Origin of the sequence: Microcoleus sp. B3-A4 (assembly GCF_036705385.1) — a bacterium.
Classification (GTDB): domain Bacteria; phylum Cyanobacteriota; class Cyanobacteriia; order Cyanobacteriales; family Microcoleaceae; genus Microcoleus.
Genome location: NZ_JAUBUI010000004.1, coordinates 173,936 through 192,918, shown reverse-complemented (window position 1 = coordinate 192,918; position 18,983 = coordinate 173,936). Strand labels below are relative to the sequence as shown.

At 46.6% G+C, this 18,983-nt stretch carries 15 protein-coding genes and 1 pseudogene; 9 read left to right on the top strand and 7 right to left on the bottom strand.

The annotated features are described in order from the left end of the window. Window positions 1-276: 276 nt before the first annotated feature. A complete protein-coding gene (locus tag QUB33_RS03950; RefSeq protein ID WP_333347522.1) occupies window positions 277-1,005 on the bottom strand; it encodes a GNAT family N-acetyltransferase in 729 nt (242 codons plus the stop codon). A 9-nt stretch (window positions 1,006-1,014) separates the two neighbouring features. Here QUB33_RS03950 and QUB33_RS03945 point away from each other — a divergent pair. The 4 genes and pseudogenes from QUB33_RS03945 to QUB33_RS03930 all read left to right on the top strand — a co-directional run. Beyond that, window positions 1,015-1,707: pseudogene (locus QUB33_RS03945) on the top strand (bifunctional acetaldehyde-CoA/alcohol dehydrogenase); the annotation flags it as partial. A gap of 230 nt (window positions 1,708-1,937) precedes the next feature. Next, window positions 1,938-2,231, top strand: coding sequence for an ATP-dependent Clp protease adapter ClpS (clpS, locus tag QUB33_RS03940; RefSeq protein WP_190743461.1), 294 nt, complete (start codon window positions 1,938-1,940; stop codon window positions 2,229-2,231). Between the two features lie 123 nt (window positions 2,232-2,354). Further along, complete coding sequence (locus tag QUB33_RS03935) at window positions 2,355-2,669, top strand: hypothetical protein (RefSeq protein ID WP_333347519.1); 315 nt, start codon at window positions 2,355-2,357, stop codon at window positions 2,667-2,669. A 201-nt stretch (window positions 2,670-2,870) separates the two neighbouring features. Next, window positions 2,871-3,776: a hypothetical protein gene (locus QUB33_RS03930; RefSeq protein ID WP_333347516.1), complete on the top strand. Its 906-nt coding sequence runs from the start codon at window positions 2,871-2,873 to the stop codon at window positions 3,774-3,776. A 7-nt stretch (window positions 3,777-3,783) separates the two neighbouring features. Here QUB33_RS03930 and QUB33_RS03925 read toward each other — a convergent pair whose 3' ends face one another. Together QUB33_RS03925 and QUB33_RS03920 are read right to left on the bottom strand one after the other, a co-directional pair. Next, on the bottom strand, window positions 3,784-4,191 hold the full coding sequence (locus tag QUB33_RS03925) for a plastocyanin/azurin family copper-binding protein (protein ID WP_333347514.1): 408 nt from the start codon (window positions 4,189-4,191) through the stop codon (window positions 3,784-3,786). Window positions 4,192-4,331: 140 nt separating this feature from the next. Then, window positions 4,332-5,450, bottom strand: coding sequence for a tocopherol cyclase family protein (locus QUB33_RS03920; RefSeq protein WP_333347511.1), 1,119 nt, complete (start codon window positions 5,448-5,450; stop codon window positions 4,332-4,334). A 90-nt stretch (window positions 5,451-5,540) separates the two neighbouring features. Here QUB33_RS03920 and QUB33_RS03915 point away from each other — a divergent pair, with 90 nt between their 5' ends. Further along, on the top strand, window positions 5,541-6,122 hold the full coding sequence (locus tag QUB33_RS03915; RefSeq protein WP_333347508.1) for an Npun_F5749 family FMN-dependent PPOX-type flavoprotein: 582 nt from the start codon (window positions 5,541-5,543) through the stop codon (window positions 6,120-6,122). A gap of 62 nt (window positions 6,123-6,184) precedes the next feature. On the opposite strand, the gene cysE is transcribed toward QUB33_RS03915, so the two are convergent. Together cysE and QUB33_RS03905 are read right to left on the bottom strand one after the other, a co-directional pair. Then, entirely contained in the window at window positions 6,185-6,982 is a 798-nt protein-coding gene (gene cysE / locus QUB33_RS03910; RefSeq protein ID WP_333347506.1) for a serine O-acetyltransferase, read from the bottom strand. 147 nt (window positions 6,983-7,129) lie between these two features. Beyond that, window positions 7,130-7,612 (bottom strand): hypothetical protein, encoded by a 483-nt coding sequence (locus tag QUB33_RS03905; protein ID WP_333347503.1) that lies wholly within the window; start codon window positions 7,610-7,612, stop codon window positions 7,130-7,132. Between the two features lie 547 nt (window positions 7,613-8,159). Here QUB33_RS03905 and mrdA point away from each other — a divergent pair. Continuing rightward, entirely contained in the window at window positions 8,160-9,986 is a 1,827-nt protein-coding gene (gene mrdA / locus QUB33_RS03900; protein WP_333347500.1) for a penicillin-binding protein 2, read from the top strand. Between the two features lie 138 nt (window positions 9,987-10,124). On the opposite strand, the gene QUB33_RS03895 is transcribed toward mrdA, so the two are convergent. Then, window positions 10,125-11,855, bottom strand: coding sequence for a DUF3352 domain-containing protein (locus QUB33_RS03895; RefSeq protein ID WP_333347497.1), 1,731 nt, complete (start codon window positions 11,853-11,855; stop codon window positions 10,125-10,127). A gap of 136 nt (window positions 11,856-11,991) precedes the next feature. On the opposite strand from QUB33_RS03895, the gene QUB33_RS03890 reads away from it, so the two are divergent. Continuing rightward, complete coding sequence (locus QUB33_RS03890; RefSeq protein ID WP_333347494.1) at window positions 11,992-12,618, top strand: Uma2 family endonuclease; 627 nt, start codon at window positions 11,992-11,994, stop codon at window positions 12,616-12,618. 11 nt (window positions 12,619-12,629) lie between these two features. Here QUB33_RS03890 and QUB33_RS03885 read toward each other — a convergent pair whose 3' ends face one another. Continuing rightward, window positions 12,630-13,235 carry a pentapeptide repeat-containing protein gene (locus QUB33_RS03885; RefSeq protein ID WP_333136823.1) on the bottom strand — a complete coding sequence of 202 codons (606 nt, stop codon included), beginning with the start codon at window positions 13,233-13,235 and terminating at the stop codon, window positions 12,630-12,632. A 135-nt stretch (window positions 13,236-13,370) separates the two neighbouring features. On the opposite strand from QUB33_RS03885, the gene purL reads away from it, so the two are divergent. Both purL and QUB33_RS03875 read left to right on the top strand, forming a co-directional pair. Beyond that, the gene (gene purL / locus QUB33_RS03880; protein WP_333347491.1) at window positions 13,371-15,932 is read left to right on the top strand and encodes a phosphoribosylformylglycinamidine synthase subunit PurL; all 2,562 of its coding nucleotides are present in this window, start codon (window positions 13,371-13,373) and stop codon (window positions 15,930-15,932) included. Between the two features lie 199 nt (window positions 15,933-16,131). Next, window positions 16,132-18,168: an SUMF1/EgtB/PvdO family nonheme iron enzyme gene (locus QUB33_RS03875; RefSeq protein ID WP_333347487.1), complete on the top strand. Its 2,037-nt coding sequence runs from the start codon at window positions 16,132-16,134 to the stop codon at window positions 18,166-18,168. The last annotated feature ends 815 nt before the right edge of the window (window positions 18,169-18,983 follow it).

Below are 18,983 nucleotides of genomic sequence, written 5' to 3'. Positions count from 1 at the left end.
TGTAAGGCAATGATCTATATATATATTGCCTTACAGATTTTTTTGAGTTCACTTTTTCAGTGCCATTGGACTAAAGTTGTGATGAATGAGAATTATATTGATTCCGGTTGCACCGTCCGTGATTGTTGACGGTTGACGGTTGACTGTCAATCAAAAAACTGAAAATTGCGCGAATTATTTGTTGGCAGCTTGATTCAACTCGATCGGGACGATGAAGCGCGGATTTGATATCATTCCGGCTTCGCCGGAATTGATATTATTTAACTCAACTTGCTATTAGCACACAAAAACAGCTTTCAACATTCCTTCGCCTCGGTCCGGTTGGAGTTCAAATCCTAGTTTTTTACAGAGGCTCTGCATCTTGTAGTTGCTATTGAGAATGTAGCCGACGATCGCCTCTAATTTCTCTTCCTGACCAATTTGCAGCAGCCGCCTCAATAATTCTGTTCCGAAACCGTGCTGCTGATAGCTATCGCTAACGATCAGGGCAAATTCGGCTTCGCTTTTGCCGTGGAGTTTGCTCAGACGCGCTACTCCCAAAATCCGGTGTTCTGAGGTTTCCGGGCCTTGACGATCGGCTAATAACACCATTTCTCGATCGTAGTCAATAAAACAAATCCGGGTCAAACGTTCGTGAGCGATGCGGTGCTTTAACTTTACCATGTGAGCGTAGCGCAAATACACGCTCTCTTCCGAAAGTTCTTCGTGGAACCGCACCATCAGCGGCTCATCTTCTGGGCGAATCGGACGGATCGTGATGGGACGATCGCCCTTTGTTGACCATTTTTGAAAGTATTGCGTAGGATAGGAGGGAATCGCGGGTGAAATGGGGTTTTCTGTTGTTTGCAGAACAACGCGGCCATCAAGAGCGATCGCACCTTCAGGAGAAACCAACAGCGGATTAATATCAATCTCGGAAATTTGAGGTTGTTCTACAATCAGTTGACTGAAACGAACTAATAACTGTTCGAGTTTTACCAAGCCAATTGCCGATCGACCGCGCACTCCTTTTGCGGCGGCATTGATGCGCTAACCCACGCTTAATAAGCTTACGTTTCTGTGTTGGCTTCTGAGTATACAAATGGTTTGGCTTTAGAAGCGATTCGTTTGCTGTTTAAATACCTGCCCAGCGCTTACAAAAATGGTGCTAACGATCTGAAAGCGCGGGAGAAAGTACATTATGCTGCTACGATCGCCGGCATGGCATTTGCCAACTCTTTTCTGGGGGTTTGTCACTCAGTAGCTCACCAATTAGGTGCAACTTGCCGCGTCCCTCACGGTTTAGCGAATGCGCTGATGATTTCCCATGTAATTAGCTACAATGCAACGGATGTTGCGTTCAAACAAGCAATTTTTTCTCAAAACAAGTATCCTAACAGCAAGTGGCGTTATGCTCGAATTGCGAACTATCTGAATTTGGGCGGCGATACAGAAGAGGAGAAAGTCCAGAAGTCGATCGCAGCGGTGGAATATCTCAAGCGTGAGGTAGATATTCCTAGCACGATTCAGGAGGCGATCGCCAGTCAGGGAATGAGCGATGATTTCTTTTTTGCTCGCATTGAGGAAATAGCCGATCGCGCTTTTGACGATCGGTGTACCGGAGCGAACCCCGGCTATCGGCTGATTGAAGATTTAAAGCAACTTCTGCTGCAAGCGTATTCTGACGGTGACACTTCTGAACTCAATCGAGTGTTAACTTTAGTTTAATCGGCGCGGTGTCATAGATTTCTCCTCAAAAGCCTGTCAATGGGGGACAGGATGCCTCACCCCTAATCCTCACAAGAGTTTCTGGAGAAGTCTAACGCAAGGCCCGGCGGTGAAAATAAACCCCGAAGCGGATCAAAATACCAAGTAAGGGTTGAAAAATTGTGAAATTGTGTTATGATATTAGAGGTAACTATTTTACGAATTCTGTAGTTTCAGTGGCTGTTCGCGCGATGACCTCTTCACCAACCATAGCACCCGTTCGATCGAGTCAAGTTACCCGCAAGCCTTATCCCAACTATCGGGTAATAGTCCTCAACGACGATTTCAACACATTTCAGCACGTTGTGGAATGTTTGACGAAATACATTCCAGGAATGACGAGCGATCAAGCTTGGAAACTCGCCAACCAAATCCACCACGAAGGCCAAGCCACCGTCTGGGTTGGGCCGCAAGAGCAAGCAGAACTTTATCATATGCAATTGAGCCGCGCGGGGCTGACAATGGCGCCGCTAGAGTCTGCCTAACATTTTTTAACTGACAGTTACAATACTTACTTTGAAGCTTGCCACAATGGCAACATCACTTCGTCCTCTTGATTTAGATTATGGGTAAACAAGCCTAATCTTTTACTCAAGTAGGATAATTTTATGAATCATCCTTTTGATCTAGATATTGCAGATCTCGAAGCAATTGATTTTGATTTTGAAGAGACGCTAACTGATGAACAGGCCACCCGCATCGGAGGTGGATTAATGGCTACCACTCTAGCTCTAGGTGAAGAAGGTGGTGAGATACAGTGTATCTCAGCTCCCTGTCCGGGAAGTGAAGGAGGAGGAGGAGGATTTCCTACCCAGCCTATTCCCATTGACCCTCCGATGACCACTATGGCTCTAGGTGAAGAGCGTGGAGGATATTACACGAAAGCTTGGTTTGAAGGCGGTGGAGGCCCTCTTGATTGGTAATCTCATTCGTGCCGACAATGGTAGAGATTCTGCCTAATTTCTGAACTATTCCGCTAGTTTCTGTAATAAGACTTTCAAAGATTCAGCCTCAGTCAAGTGTTTTTTTTCAATACATAAAAAGTTGCAACACTCTCAAAACAAGTGATGCGATTTTTCATATTTGTACTTGATTTTAGCCTATTTTTAATTTTCAAATTTCCCATGAACATTTTAATTCTGGGTAATGATTCAGATGCTCATGCTGCTCATATAAAAGATGCTCTCACCCAAGCCGGTGCAGAAGTAGATTACTTGGATACCTATCTGTTTCCGAGACAGTTACGTCTGTCTTGGCAACCTGATACCCTGGTAGGGTGCTTGACGCTACCCGGAGGTCGCCAGTTGAATTTTCAAGATATTCACAGTGTATTTTGGCGCAATTTTTCCGGTGTTGGCGTTGCAGCTTTAAAAGATGCAAATCAACAGCAAGTTGCACTGAACGATTCCATGAGTACAGTGCGATCGCTAATGCAAGCTTGTCCGGCTCGCTGGATTAATTCCTGGCAGGCATACCAATTTCATAAAGAAAAACCCCTACAACTGAGTCTGGCAAAGCAAATAGGGGTTACAATTCCTGCAACTTTAATCAGTAACAATCCAGAGCAAGTTAGGGAATTTTTCCAATCTCAGAAAAAAGTAATTTTTAAGCCAGTTTATGCTGGCGCTCATACCAAGTTGGTGACAGAGGCACATTTAGAACCTAATCGGCTGGACTTGGCTTTGAGTATTTCACCAATCACAATACAAGAGTATATTCCTGAGACAAACATTCGCAGTTATGTGATTGGTGAATCAGTTTATTCTGCGGAAATTCGCAGTCAAGCTTTGGACTTTCGGGAAGATTTAGAGTCGGAGCTAATTCCGATAGATTTGCCCGAATCAGTTCACCAACAATGTTTAGCAATCTTAAAGGCATTTATGCTCGATTGGACTGCTCTTGATTGGCGTCTCAAGCCAACCGGTGAGTATGTATTTTTAGAGGCAAATCCTAGTCCGATGTTCAGACATTTTGAGCGTCAGACTGGTTTTCCGATTACACAAAAATTAGTCAATATCTTAATGTATTAACTGGGATTTAAGAGGCGATCGTAATTTTGCCAATCATTCCCGCCTCTGTATGTCCGGCTACCGTACAGCGCAGGTTGTAACTTCCCGATTTCATCGGCACAAACATCCATTCTGCCATAGCGCCCGGTTTAAGTTCCAATTCGTGAATCGCGCCTTTAATTTCCACCTTACCCGCTTCAACTTTTAAAGTCCGACTCGCATCAGCAAAGTTTTTAGCACTAAAATAATGTTTCTGCGAACTGGGATTTTTCAGCACTAATTTATAGCGCTTGCCCGATTCAAATTCTAGCAGATTGGGGAAAAAATTGAGTTCCCCAGCTTCGTTACCCAAACTAACAGTAATTTCGGTGAAAGGTTGCCGAGACAAATCACCGGCAGCACTAGCAATGGCCGTCGGCATCAAGATTGTGCTCAAACATAAAATTACTCCCAAAATCAACTTGAGAGTTTTTTGTAACCGCTGGCTGCGGTAGAATTTGCCTAATTGCCAACCGAGTAAATTGATCGTGGCTGTTCTGACTACTGTTAACGGACTGCTGATAAATGACTAATGACTTAATTCGATCGCCAAACTTCATCCCAAGGCCCGCCCCCAACTTCCAAACCCGATAAAGAGCTTTGAGCCTCTAAGATAATTCTAGAACGCTGCTTGCCATTGTTTTCCACATTTCCCCCCAACAACTCTCGCAGTTGCAAGCGCAATTCGCCGTGCGTCGTATCCCGGCAGCAAAAAGCCATGCCTTTTTCTGTAGGAGTTCGCACATAAGTACCAGGACTGTTTGTAGTGCCAATCAACTCAACTTCAAATTGGCTGTTTCTCGCCTGCATTTTCCAACTTCCCCAAGGTTGAATAGTCCAACTAACTTGGGAATTCCAAGGCACAAATTCGTAAAATTTGCCTCGGTAATGCAGACAAATCATTGCTACCGATTCCATCCACCACAGCACGCCACGCTTGCCGCCGCCAGCAGTTAAAGCTAAATCCTTTTCGCCTTGAAAACAATTGCAATTAATCCAAAACCACTTTTGCGGAAAAGCACCGCCCCAGTTTTTTTCGCTGTAAGCGGGAGCATCTTTAAATTCGTAGCGTTGGCCGTTCCAATCAATCCAGCCCGTAGCTAAACCGTGAGCCATTAAAATTTGCCATCCCGGCTCAAATACGGGGAGAAAAGATAGCATTCCCGCCGTAGATTTCTGGATTTCCTCAGAGTTGCCCCAGCCATAAATAGGTTTAATTTCGTACTGCCAAAAACAGCGGCTGCCACTTCCCGGATCGTGCAGATAACCTTGATTTAAAGTAGCAGTAGCTTGATAGCCTTCTTCGACGCGGCTGTCGAATACTTGCGGTTCTAAATAGTGGGGTTTAATTTGTAAATCTGTTTTGCCCCACTGTCCGAAACCTAAGCTTTCTCGATGCGCCCAAAACTTATTTACATCGGGGAAAGTGCGGCACAAATAGCTATCTTCCGGGCCGAGAATTTGAGCTGCACCGCCACTGTAAGGTTGACCGCCTCTGGGGTCTTCGATGGAATACATGAATGCAAAGGATTGTCCGTGAATCGGTAGCGTTATTCGGTAGTACCAGCCTTCAAAAAAGCGCCGGGAACTGCCGTCCCAGTGGTATCCGCTGTGGGGAGTTTCAATAGTTTTGAGTTTTGAAAGTGAATTTGACATAAGATTACCAATAGCATGACAGGGAATTCACGGATAACTGTTTCTTCCTTCTTCCTTTTTCCTTCTTCCTTCTTCCTTCTTCCTTCCTTTATGTCTTTAGCACTTTGGCGATCGCCCTTAGCTCGCGCGCTCCACCGCAACCGCAGTCTTGCTTTTGCCCGTTACTTGCAACTAGCAACTGTTCGCGCCACCGGGCGTCCTGCCAACCGCACTGTGGTGTTTCGAGGCTTTTTAGCAGATACTAATCAGTTAAAGTTTATTATAGATATTCGCAGCCAAAAGGCCGAGGAAATTAACCTCTATCCTTGGGGGGAAATTTGCTGGTATTTCCCTAAGACTCGCGAACAATTTCGGATTGCTGGAAAGCTAGTTTTGGTAGGGGCAGATTATCCAGAGGCAGAGTTGTACTCATCGCGGTGTACAACTTGGCAGGAGCTTTCTGAGGTGGCTAGATTGCAGTTTGCTTGGCCGCATCCGGGGGATGACAAAGCCCAGGCTAGTGCTTTTGATTCTGCTTCCCCAAATGCGATCGAGCCGCTGCCTAATTTTTGCTTGCTGTTGTTGGAACCGGAAACGGTGGATTTTTTGGAGTTGCGGGGGGAACCGCAAAATCGGTCGCTTTATCGGCGCGACGGGGAGGGAAATTGGTCTGTGCGATCGGTTAATCCGTGAAAAATTAAAAATTAAAAATTAAAAACAGAGATTGGGATTTTTAACTTTTAATTTTTCACTCCTCAGATGCCGGTGCCATCAAAAAACTCTTGAATTGCTTTATCTTTTAACTGACAAGTGGTGGCAACAGCTAATTGGGTTTTTTCAGCTACAGCTACATTGCTGGTTTGATTTAAAGTTGGGAATCCTGAAGGCGAATTGGGAACAGAAGTTAAGGAGACAGATGCTTGAGGAAGCAAACTTTTTACTTGCTGTTCGAGGGATTCGATACGATCGAGCAAAGAGCGAATTACCACAGCTTCCGAATCCGGCAAACTGCCGTGTTCTAGGGGATTGACGCGCACTCCCGATCGATAGACGATGCGGCCGGGAATCCCTACCACTGTACAGTCAGATGGTACGTCGCGGAGCACGACGGAACCGGCACCGATGCGGACGTTATTGCCAATTTGCAGATTGCCGAGTACCTTGGCGCCGGCACCTACAACTACGTTTTCGCCGACGGTAGGGTGACGCTTGCCGCTTTGTTTGCCAGTACCGCCAAGGGTGACACCTTGGTAAATTAGGGCAAAATCGCCGATAATCGCTGTTTCGCCGATCACAACCCCCATACCGTGGTCGATGAATACGCTTTTGCCGATGGTTGCCCCTGGGTGGATTTCAATTCCGGTCAAAAAGCGAGCAATGTGGGAAATCAAGCGGGGGATGAAGGGAAGTCCCAACACATAAAGCCAGTGTGCGAGGCGGTGCAGCACTAGGGCCTGAAGACCGGGGTAGCAAAACAAAACTTCCAGCCAGTTGCGAGCGGCAGGGTCGCGATCGAAAATTATACTGAAGTCAGCTCTAAGAGTCTTTAGCACTTTCGGAGTTACCTATTTTGGTTAAACACGCCACTTTCGATTTTACATTTTACTGGATGGGGGAAGTGAGCGGTCGATCGTCCGGGGGGAGAGTGGGGTGGAATTTGACGACTTTTTATAGTGGCCATGCAACAGCGCTGCTGCGTTCTATTCCTGTACTGAGATTGTATAGTTAGACTTGACTCCGGGTTCGACAGTACCTACCCAAAGCTTGTAAGAGCCTGCTTGCCAGTCAGAATCAAGTATGCCAGCATCTTTATTCTGACCTATATCGTCTCCGCAGCGCACCGCATTACCGGGGCCTTGTACGAGTAAGGTTGTGTCCTTGCCTCCGCTGTTGACTTGGAGTGTGAGTTTTGAAAAGTTTTGCTGCAAGACTATGATGTGGTCGGGAGTTGGGGTGGCAAAACCCAAACATTTGTTTTTGTGGCGATCGGCGTTGGCGATGACAGATAGAGAGTACGATCCGCCTGTGGAACCTCTCAAAACTGCTGTTGGGGCTGCAAAACCTCGCGATAAAGTTAAAGTGCCGAAATTGGCCGTTTCTGCTAAAACTGGTAGGGCGACGATCGCGGCGATCGCAGCCAAGAGCGCACCGTTTTTGAAATTGGCTGGCTGATTAAACAACATGGCAATACTCCTCGGTCACAACTTAAAACCACAACTCAGAATTTACCCATCGCAGGGCCTAGAATCCAACCTGGGGGGGAAGAATAATTTTTTTTAAATTAGTTCAAAACCTCCTGGCTTCTCTTCCTTATGTCTATCAGGACAATCCCTGTACGATCGCGCTCGCTTGTGCCACTCGGATTTCTGCCACAGGCGAGCGACTCATGTCCGAAATTCTACGGTGTCAAGATGATAAATTTGATACTCCTAGCCTTGCTGTTGGCGATCGGTTCCCTATTGACACAGGCCCTGGTATTGTTACCTATAGGCCTATCGGGCTGGCTCCACCTCCCTAATTGGCTGAGCCTGACCTTGATTTTTTTGGCTATTTCTTGGTGCTTGGGGGATTAGTTAGCAGTCATGAGTTATTAATGATTAGTCAAAAGTTAATCATCAATTATTCCCCTTCCCCCAAGAGTCAAGGCCCGATTGTCCCCGGTTTGATGATGTATACTTCACAATTGACAATCAGGAATCTAAAATTTAGGATTTGACATCTACCTATAGAATGATGCAACGACAAGTTTATTCGATCTCAGCATTTCACTCTTCAGACAAAACCCTGGCGGAAACTCCTAAGAAACAGGAGCGTCCGATACACCGGGCGATAGTGTTAATGCTGGTGGCAACAGGTTTGCTGGGCCTGCACGCTAGTCGGCTGGTGGAATTACAACTGATACAAGGGAAGCAAAACCGGGAACGAGCCGAAAACAATCGCGTTCGCCTAGTGCCAATGGCGGCGAATCGCGGACACATTATCGATCGCAAAGGCAAGTTGCTAGCGGCAAACAATTTAGCTCGATCGGTATATTTGTGGCCGAGAGAACAAACGCCGGAAGAGTGGAAAGCGACAGCAGAAAAGTTGAGTCCGTTGGTTAAAATCCCGGCACCAGAAATTTTAAAAAAATTAAAAGAGGTCGATCCTCAATCCTACAGACCGGTGCGGCTCAAGCAAGCAATGCCGCCAGAGGTGTTTGTGCCCCTAGCAGAAGAGGTGGGACAACTACGCGGAGTGGAAGTGCGGCCAGAAGCGAAACGCTATTATCCCGAAGGCAGTTTGGCGGCTCATGTTCTCGGATATATTGGCGAAGCTACCGCAGCCGACTTGGCAGCTCACCCGGAATATCCAATGGGGATGATTGTCGGTCAGATGGGCATAGAAGCGAGTTCTAACAAGAAGATTGCGGGAGTTTGGGGCGATCGGCTGATCGAGGTAAATGCCAACAATCAAGAATTGCGGCTGATGGGAGAGACACCACCCAAGCCGGGCGAGGCGGTGCAGCTAACCATAGACTTGGAAATGCAAAAAGCAGCCGAAAAAGCCCTGGGGAACCGCCGAGGAGCAGTAGTGGCCCTGGATGTCAAAACTGGCGCGGTATTAGTTATGGCAAGCCACCCAACTTTTGACCCCAATCTGTTTACGCGAAAAATGACTAAGGATGACTGGGCAACTCTTCAAGACGCGGAAAATTCATTTTTGAATCGTGCTATGCAAGGCTATCCCCCCGGCAGCACTTTTAAAATTGTGACTTCCGTCGCGGGCCTGGAGTCGGGCAAGTTTTCGCCGGACTCAATTCTGGGTACTTCGTCTTACATTACTGTGGGGGGAATTGATTTTAACGAACACAGCGGCGGTTATGGCTACATCGGCTTTCGGGATGCTTTGGCTTTCAGCAGCAATACATTTTTTTATCAAGTGGGGATTAGTACCGGGCCCGAGCAAATTTCTAAGTGGGGACACCGCCTGGGAATTGGCAAGGATACGGATTTGAATCTTTTGGGGCTAAGCGGCGGCAATCACGGTCAAATCCCGACGCCGGAGGAGAAGGAGAAAATTTATAAAGAACCTTGGTATGCGGGTGATACGGTAACGATGTCGATCGGGCAGGGGTTGGTGTTGATGACTCCTTTGGAGGGGGCGGTGATGGTGAGTTCGATCGCTAACGGCGGCTATCGGGTGAAGCCCCATCTTTTGACTTCTATGACCGGCACAGCGGAGACTAAATCGGTACATACGGGGATGAAACCTTCCACAATTCAGGTGGTTAAGGAAGGACTGATCGCGGTGGTTGCCGAAGGTACGGGACAGGGGATGAATGACGGTTCGATTCCGATGACGGCGGGCAAAACAGGGACTTCGGAGGTTATTGGACAGGAGGATCACTCTTTGTATGTGGCGTTCGGGCCCGCTGAGAAACCGGAAATTGCGATCGCCGTGGTTGTGGAAAATGGCGGTTATGGTTCTGTTGCCGCGGCCCCGATCGCCAAAGAGGTGTTTCAAGCTTATTTTGGGAAATCGAAAAAGGTGAAGCAGCCAGTAGTTATTAGTCCTTAGTTATTGTGGGGATTGGGCATTGGGAATTGGGCATTGGGAATTGGGCATAGTTTCTTCCTTCTTCCTTCTTCCTTCTTCCTTCTTCCTGACATCCGTTACATCCCCAGAAAGCGAATCCGTTGCCGAACTTCCTTCTGACTAATTGAGCCGCATAAATATAGTAGCTTTGCGAATTCCTGTTATTTCTCCCGTACTGGTGACAGTGAGCGATCGCAAGTGGTCGAACAATGGTCTTGCCGAAAGTTCAATTAACCTCAACAGCGGGATTTGTTTTTCCCAAATTGCCCTGCTGGAGGGCCAGTCTAAATAAAAATAGCCGTCGTTAGATGGCGGTAGCGGTTCAATGCTGGTTTGAAAATCTTGATTGGCAACTAAAGAGCCTGTTTCTGCTGCTTCTAGTGCTGCATCCATTGATTCTACTGAAGTGGTGAAAATTTCGTATTTGCCGACGGTGGCTCGAACTCCTTTTGCCTCGGTTTCGATCGCACTTTTTCTATTTTTTTTACCCAAATTTTGACTTGTTGTCAACTGCGTCCAAGCGGTAATTTTCTGGTTTCTGAGAGTGAAGCTGCCGATGCTGTATTCTTTGCTGCGGGCAATTTCATCTAGTTTGTCGATCGCCTTTTGGGAATCAGCAGATTTTTCGGCTGCAAAAATCCAATCGGCACTATTTGACGAATTCGGAAGCACTGCTAAAGCGTATTCTCCTTGTACCCAGTCAAATATATCCTGCGGCAAGTTGACGCCCCAAAGTTGCTGAATATCTGCGAGAGTGCGATCGACTAATTTTGAGACTTCAGGGTTAGCTGACACCGCAGATGACAAATCAGCCCAAAAATTCCTTAAATCGGTGCTGGCGACGGCGAAAGGACTGGCTGAGGGAATGTACTGCAAGGCTTGCACAGGTTCCGAGAGTGTTGGAGAAGCTGTGTTTTCTCGCGATGTCACTAAAGCAGTTTGAGCCAGCAATCCCCGTCGGTTGACTCCGACAGCAACTGCGAGAGAATTAAGAGAAACTTGGGGATTTTGCTCGGTTGCTGGCTGCGGGAGATTGACAAATGCTAAAGCAATTCTGCCTTGAGTTAGCTGCTGCAAAGCTTTTTGATATTCCGGGCTATTATTGAGATTTAGAGTGGCTGCTTCAAGGTTATTAATAGCATCTCTAATCACATTCTGACTGTTGGCAAATAAAACAAAACTGGGGTTATTTCCAGAATTTGAACTGCCGCCGATTGCCGCTGTTGCGAAGCTACGCGGCAAAGTTGAGTTCGGCAGGGAAAAGGGGTTGAAAGGCGAAATTGTAGCGGATTTTTTGTTAGCTGTAAGTGATTTTTTGTAAGTTAGTTGGATGCCTTTATAGAGTTCCGACTGCACTGTTTTATCTGCCCGAGATTGTTTTCGCCAGTAGGAGTCGAGAAATTGTTGGCTGCGATCGATATTTTGGGAAGAAACAGCTAGCAAAAACCCAGTTTCTTTGCCGTTGCTGCTGTCGCCGTCCAAATCGGGCGTTGTGACGGCGAGAGTAATTTCGTCACCTATCCAAGGTTGGATATCTCGACTGTAATCCAAGCCCGTATTGGTGAGGAAACTTTTTTTGATTTGCTCAAATTCTGCGTGCGATCGACTTCTTTCTTCGGGAGTGGCAAAAACTTGTCGCAATGCTTCGAGGCGATCGGGATTTACCAGCATTGAAGCTAACAAAGGTGCTTGTTTCGAGACAAACACAGCCGCAGACGGAGTAGTTGTCGGCCCGCCAGCGAGCAAATTCAGGGGAGTTTGAGTTGTCAGCCAGTAAAAACCACCGGCACTCAAGCCTAAGAGTGCCAAGACGCCAGCAATGAGGAAAGAAAAGAACGATCGCAGCTTCATACAACAAGGACTAATGACCACAGTCTATGATTAACTAGAGTAGCGCATGACCGTAGCTGTCGGCAGATACTTTTTGTGCTCTTCGCAAAAAAAAAGGATAAACTAAAATATTCTCAAGCTCTAAAATCCAAGTAAAATGCTAACAATATCAACGCCCGCCGAACAGCGAGTTTTACTGCCAAATATCAGTTGGCAATTATATGAAAGCCTGCTAGCGGAGCTGGGCAACAAACGTTCCACCAGAATTGCTTATCATCAAGGTCAATTAGAAATTATGGTGCCGCTACCGGAACATGAAAATCGCAACAGGCTAATCGATCGCTTAATTGTAACTCTCATAGAAGAACTCAATCTTGAGTACAACCCCTTTGGCTCGATGACTATTAAAAAACGCAAAAAAGCAGCGGGTAAAGAACCAGATTCATGTTATTATATCCAGAATGAAGCACTGGTCAGAGGGAGAACAGAATTAGACTTTGCTCAAGATCCGCCACCTGATTTAGCACTGGAAATTGATATTACCAGCAGTTCCTTAAATCAATTCGATTTATATGCAGATTTAGGCGTACCAGAAATTTGGCGGTACGACGGACGAAGCATCAAGTTTTATCAATTGCAAAATGGCGAATATGCGGAGTGCAATTTTTCCCGGGCTTTCCCGATGCTACCGACTGCAAAAGTTGAGGAATTTATCGATCGCTGTCAAACTACAGGCGCAACCACAGCAGTGCGAGAATTCCGGGAATGGGTAAACAATCAGTAATTGTGCAGAATCTACCACGGCACTCCTCGCGCATCGGAAAAATCTGCATCTAGAACCGCCCCCGGATCGAAAACAGCATCAGTTAAATCAGCTTTTCTAAACGACGTTACCGACAACTTTTCTATTTCTTCAACAGCAATAAAAAAGCCGATCGCCGTTAACCCAAGAATTACCCCAGAAACCAAAAATAAGACAATTCCCCTGATAGTATCTCCGCCCAAAAATGTCACAATACCGCTAGCCCCGATCGCAGCAGCAGCCCCAGCCACAGCCCCCGCCACAATCCCAGCCTCGCACCGAGTCGCAGCAATCGCCGTCGCAGCGGTTCCAGCCACAGCCACAGCCCCCGCATCCGCCCCGGCTATCAGTCCAGTCAAAGCCCCAGCAGCCGTCACTGTCACCGCCGTTACCCCAGCCCTAGCAATCAAATTTCTCACCCGCCTGCGGCTTTGTCCGGTTCTGACACCCTGAAAATTTGCCCCCCTCAAAATCGCCCCGGTGAAATTGCAGCCTCGAATGTCGCAACCGCTGAAATTCGCCCCTGACAAGTCAAGCCCTTTAAAAGAACGGTTCCGCAAGTTTTGGTTAGCAAAATTGAGATTTCGAGGTAAAGTCATTCGATTTTAGATTTTAGATTTTAGATTTTAGATTAACCAAGCAAAGGCCTGGGATTGTAGATTTTAGATTATAGATTTTAGATTAAGCAAGCACAGGGCATTTAGAATAAAGCCTGTGGTTTATAACGAGTTTCCATGTCTCCCATCTCCGAATCCCCATTTTCCCCCGAACAAATTGCCGGTGAAAGACTCACACCTGAAGAATATGAAGAAATCGTTCAGCGTCTAGGTCGCCATCCTAATAAAGCTGAATTGGGAATGTTCGGCGTCATGTGGAGCGAACACTGCTGTTACAAAAATTCGCGGCCACTATTAAAACAGTTTCCCACAGAGGGCGATCGAATTCTCGTCGGGCCCGGAGAAAATGCCGGCGTCGTAGACTTGGGGGACGGCTTGCAACTCGCCTTCAAAATTGAATCCCACAACCACCCGTCAGCAGTCGAACCTTTCCAAGGTGCAGCAACCGGTGTCGGGGGCATTCTCCGCGATATCTTCACAATGGGTGCTCGCCCGATCGCACTTTTAAATTCCCTGCGTTTCGGCAACTTAGACGATGCTAAAACTCAGAGATTGTTCAAAGGCGTAGTATCGGGAATTTCTCATTATGGAAATTGCATCGGCGTGCCCACAGTTGGTGGCGAAGTTTACTTCGATCCTGCTTATTCCGGCAACCCGCTAGTTAACGTCATGGCCTTGGGTTTAATGGAAACTCAAGAAATAGTCAAATCCGGCGCTTCTGGAATCGGAAATCCCGTGCTTTACGTCGGTTCAACTACAGGGCGAGATGGCATGGGAGGAGCAAGTTTTGCCAGTGCAGAATTGACCGACAAATCAATGGACGATCGCCCCGCCGTCCAAGTAGGAGATCCATTTTTAGAAAAATCCTTAATTGAAGCTTGTTTAGAAGCATTCAAAACCGGTGCAGTCGTCGCCGCCCAAGACATGGGTGCGGCCGGAATCACCTGTTCGACATCAGAAATGGCAGCCAAAGGCGGCGTGGGCATTGAATTCGATTTAGACAAAGTTCCCGTTCGAGAAAGCGGTATGGTTCCCTATGAATACCTGCTTTCGGAATCCCAAGAACGGATGTTGTTTGTTGCCCAAAAAGGACGGGAACAGGAATTAATTGATATTTTCCACCGCTGGGGATTGCACGCGGTAGTAGCGGGTACAGTGATTGAAGAGCCGATCGTCCGAATTCTCTTTAAAGGCGAAATCGCTGCCGAAATTACCGCAACTGCTTTGGCAGATAACACGCCAATTTATCACCGAGAGCTGTTGACAGAGCCGCCAGAATATGCTAAAAAAGCATGGAAATGGACGGCGGATTCGCTACCCCAATCCACAGTTACAGGTATCGAAATTAACGGCAATTTTCAAACTTGGACTCAGATTTTGCTGACGCTTTTAGATACTCCCACCATCGCTTCTAAACGCTGGGTTTATCGCCAATACGACCATCAAGTGCAAAACAATACTGTTGTTTTACCGGGAGGTGCTGATGCTGCGGTTGTCAGATTGCGTCCGCTAGAACCTTGCCACTCTTCCCTTGCTAACGGGTTAGAAGTACACCCCCTTGCTAAGGGGGATCTACTGAGAGAAAATGCTGTTTCTCTAGCTTCCGAAAGCAAACAGGAAGAAGAAGTAATTCCTCTATTTACAAAGGCACAAGGTAGGGAAACTCCCAAACTTTCTCCCCCCCTTAGCAAGGAGGAAGCGCCGCAGGGGGCTATTCCCGGAGTTGCTGCAACGGTTGATTGCAATTCTCGTTATGTTTATCTCGATCCTTATGAAGGTGCAAAAGCAGTCGTAGCGGAAGCAGCGAGAAACTTAAGCTGTGTGGGTGCTGAACCTGTCGCAGTTACTGATAATTTGAATTTTGGCAGTCCTGAAAAGCCGATCGGATATTGGCAGTTAGCGTCAGCTTGTCGCGGGATTGCTGATGCTTGTCGGGAGTTGGGAACGCCTGTTACTGGCGGCAATGTTTCTCTGTACAATGAAACGGTTGATGCTGAGGGGAATCCTCAACCAATTTATCCGACTCCGGTAATCGGAATGGTGGGGTTAATTCCCGATTTGAGCAAGCTTGCTGGCCAAGCTTGGCTAAAGAAAGGTGATTTAATTTATGTCCTGGGAATTGGTGAATCATCCCAAAACTCAGAACTTCCATCGGAAAGCTCAAAAATCGAAATTTCTCCTACTTTGGGAGGTTCGGAATATTTAGCGGCAATTCACGGGATTGTAGCTGGGAAACCGCCAAGGATAGATTTTGAGTTAGAAAGAAAAGTGCAATCGGTTTGCCGCGATGGAATTCGGCAAGGTTGGGTAGGTTCTGCCCATGATTGTGCGGAAGGCGGAATTGCGATCGCCCTCGCGGAATCTTGTATTTCTGCTAAAATGGGTGCGGAAATTCATCTCAGTTTCAACTCGGCAAATGTCAGCCGCTGGGATGAAATTTTGTTTGGTGAAATGGGCAACTGCATTGTAGTTTCAGTCGCACCGAAAAATCAAGAAATTTGGGAGTCTTACCTGCAAGAACATTTGACAAAAATGTGGCATAAAATTGGTTTAGTTTGCTGTGCTGAATCACCTTTGCGGGTGGTGAGTGCTGACAATCAAGTGTTAATTGAGGTTGCGATGGGTGAAATGGGCGATCGATTCTATAATGCGATCGAGCGTCGGATTGCATCTGTCTAATCGCAGTCCATACACAGGGCGGTTGAAACCGCGTCTACACAGACCGAACCCGCCTTCGCGGGTTGAATTTCTTCAGTCCGCGCAGGCGGAGTTTATTTGTGCAGAAGCGATTTCAATCGCCCAATTAAATGCCCAATTCATCGGCGAGTTAATCGCCCAGTCAATCTATACAATATAAACAATATCATTCCTAAAATAAATGATTTGCTGTATCAATCCCGATTGCCCCAATCCTCAAAACCCCGACGGGCAAACATATTGCATCAGTTGTGGCCTTCAACTCGTACCCATCCTGCGAAATCGTTTCCGCATGATCAAACTCCTCGGTCAAGGTGGCTTCGGTCGAACCTATTTAGCAGAAGATATTGATAGACTAAATCAACGCTGTGTCGTTAAACAATTAGCACCCGATGTCCAGGGAACTTGGGCGATTAACAAAGCGGTAGAATTATTTCAGCTAGAAGCTAGACAACTGCAACAGCTAGGGCAACATCCCCAAATTCCATCCCTTGATGCCTACTTTGAAGACAACAAATATTTGTATCTCGTACAACAGTTTGTTGATGGGGATAATTTGTTGACGCTTTTCCAAAATCAGGGAATTTGGCAAGAAAGCCAAGTTAAGCAACTATTACTCGAACTTCTACCTGTTCTCAAATTTGTTCACGAACAAAAAATTGTTCACCGAGATATCAAGCCAGAGAATATTATGTGCCGTCGCAGCGACGGTGTGTTAGTGCTAATTGATTTCGGAGTTTCCAAACAGTTGTCGGGAACAGTGATATCGCGACAGGGAACGCAAATTGGTTCGCATGGTTATGCACCGCTTGAACAAATGCAAGGGGGTGAAGCTTATGCAGCCAGCGATTTGTTTAGCTTGGGGGCGACGGCTTTTCATCTACTGACGGGGGTACATCCTTATGGTTTGTGGACGGAACACGGTTATAGCTGGACTGGAAATTGGCAGCAACATTTGAAAAGTCCCATAGACAAGGGATTGGAATTGATTTTATCTAAGTTGTTGGCAAAAGATATCCAGCAGCGCTATCAATCAGCAGAGGAAGTTTTAATAGATTTTCAAGGTCAGTCAAGACAATCTCCCGCACCGATACCAATTCCCACAATTCCTGTGATTCCACAGCACTCTTTGCCGTTACGAACTAACACAACAAGGCGAGGTTTATTGCAATTAGCGGGTTTTGCTGGGGGAGGATGTGCATTAGCTGTGCTGGGTCAAAGTTTGTTGAACAACAAATCTTCTTCATCTTCACCAAATCTTCCACCTTCATCCAACAAGGAACAGCCATCTCCTAAATCATCAGCTCAAAAATCATCTCCAAAAACTACAGCCAAAAGTTCATCGCCAAAACCATCTCCACAATCTGTAGCAGAAAGTCCATCGCCAAAACCATCTCCAAAACTATCTCCAAAACCCGCACCAGAAACTCCAAAACCTACGCCATCTTCCAATGCTTTAAAAAGCTTTACTTTTGAAACAGTGACAGTCAACTCAACGGGGCAAATCGCCAACCGCCGTCAAGGAAAAGCACAGGCTTTTATAGAAAATATGGGGAATGGTATTACTCTAGACATGGTAGCAATTCCTGGCGGCAGTTTTGTGATGGGTTCGCCCGATACGGAAGCCGGACGAAGTAGTTATGAAGGGCCGCAGCGTACCGTGAATATCCCGGCTTTTTTTATGGGTAAATATGAGATAACTCAAGAACAATACCAAGCGGTGATGGGAAATAACCCTTCTGAGTTCAAACGTGCAAAACTTCCTGTCGAAAAAGTAAGCTGGAATAATGCTGTGGAATTCTGCAAGCGGCTTTCTAAAAAAACAGGCAAGACTTATCGCTTACCTTCAGAAGCGGAATGGGAATATGCTTGTCGCGCCGGATCTAAAACACCTTTCTATTTTGGTGAAACAATTACCCCGGATTTAGTTAATTATAATGGCAATAATCCCTACGCTGGGGCATCGAAGGGACTTTACCGCAAACAAACAACTGATGTCGGGAGTTTTGGGCCAAATGCTTTTGGACTTTATGATATGCACGGAAATGTTTGGGAATGGTGCAGTCATCTCGACAACGATCGAAGCGATCGCCGGGTGCGGTGTGGCGGTTCCTGGAAGGACACTGCGGTGAATTGTCGCAGTGCGTATCGTCTTAGCAATTTGGCGGGCGATCGTTACTCGGACATCGGTTTTCGCGTGGCTTTGGTTTCCGCGTAGCGGGTTGAAGCCGTAGGGTGCGTCGCCCGAAACAATCTACAAGTTCGATCGACAATTTCACAACAACGCACCACAAATTAGTAAAGTGCGTCGCCCGAAACAATGTGCAAGTTCGATCGAGAATCTCGCAGCGACGCACCCTACAAATTAAACTGAAAAACTTATCTGCTCCGTGCGATTGCCATAACTTGCCGCGCCCAAAATGACATTACACGCCCGCACAGATTCCCATGATAATATAGTAGGTCAATCTCACAGAAAAGTCAAGCTCGATCGCCCTTAAATTCTAATATTTCAAAAAGCCCGTGAAGCAATTTTATAATTTATTTGCCATTGCACGATCGCCGATCTATTCGTTCCCCTCTGCTGGGACGAGAGTTTGACAAGAAGCGATTTCAAGAGACTGTGGGCGAATTTAAAAATGGTTTCACCCCTCACCCCTAAAAATAGTGTATCGGGACTAAGTATTTAATTAACCATATAGCTATTAACTACCAATAGCGAACCCAAATGCTGCATTCCAGATGTGAGGGGTAACACCCTCGGCGAATTAGCCAACAGTATCTTTCAATCGCCGAATCCCTCGCCGAATCCCTCGCCACAATTAATCAAGGTTAATATAGGATCAGGGGGCGATCGATACTACAATGCCATTGAACGCCGCATAGCTTCTGTCTGAAATGCTACACGAGTTGGAAATAATGACAGATCCGTGGCAAGATTAAGGGAATGTTAAGTTATGCGACGCTTTCGCAAACAAGATTTCCCGCTGAAACTGTCCCCCTAACCCACCTTCCCCATTAGGAACCCACCCA

Coding starts and splice junctions, on each gene's coding strand:
- clpS (WP_190743461.1), top strand. CDS start 1,938: ATGACCTCTTCACCAACCATAGCACCCGTTCGATCGAGTCAAGTTACC.
- QUB33_RS03935 (WP_333347519.1), top strand. CDS start 2,355: ATGAATCATCCTTTTGATCTAGATATTGCAGATCTCGAAGCAATTGAT.
- QUB33_RS03930 (WP_333347516.1), top strand. CDS start 2,871: ATGAACATTTTAATTCTGGGTAATGATTCAGATGCTCATGCTGCTCAT.
- QUB33_RS03920 (WP_333347511.1), bottom strand. CDS start 5,450: ATGTCAAATTCACTTTCAAAACTCAAAACTATTGAAACTCCCCACAGC.
- QUB33_RS03915 (WP_333347508.1), top strand. CDS start 5,541: ATGTCTTTAGCACTTTGGCGATCGCCCTTAGCTCGCGCGCTCCACCGC.
- QUB33_RS03905 (WP_333347503.1), bottom strand. CDS start 7,612: ATGTTGTTTAATCAGCCAGCCAATTTCAAAAACGGTGCGCTCTTGGCT.
- mrdA (WP_333347500.1), top strand. CDS start 8,160: ATGATGCAACGACAAGTTTATTCGATCTCAGCATTTCACTCTTCAGAC.
- QUB33_RS03895 (WP_333347497.1), bottom strand. CDS start 11,855: ATGAAGCTGCGATCGTTCTTTTCTTTCCTCATTGCTGGCGTCTTGGCA.
- QUB33_RS03890 (WP_333347494.1), top strand. CDS start 11,992: ATGCTAACAATATCAACGCCCGCCGAACAGCGAGTTTTACTGCCAAAT.
- QUB33_RS03885 (WP_333136823.1), bottom strand. CDS start 13,235: ATGACTTTACCTCGAAATCTCAATTTTGCTAACCAAAACTTGCGGAAC.
- purL (WP_333347491.1), top strand. CDS start 13,371: ATGTCTCCCATCTCCGAATCCCCATTTTCCCCCGAACAAATTGCCGGT.
- QUB33_RS03875 (WP_333347487.1), top strand. CDS start 16,132: ATGATTTGCTGTATCAATCCCGATTGCCCCAATCCTCAAAACCCCGAC.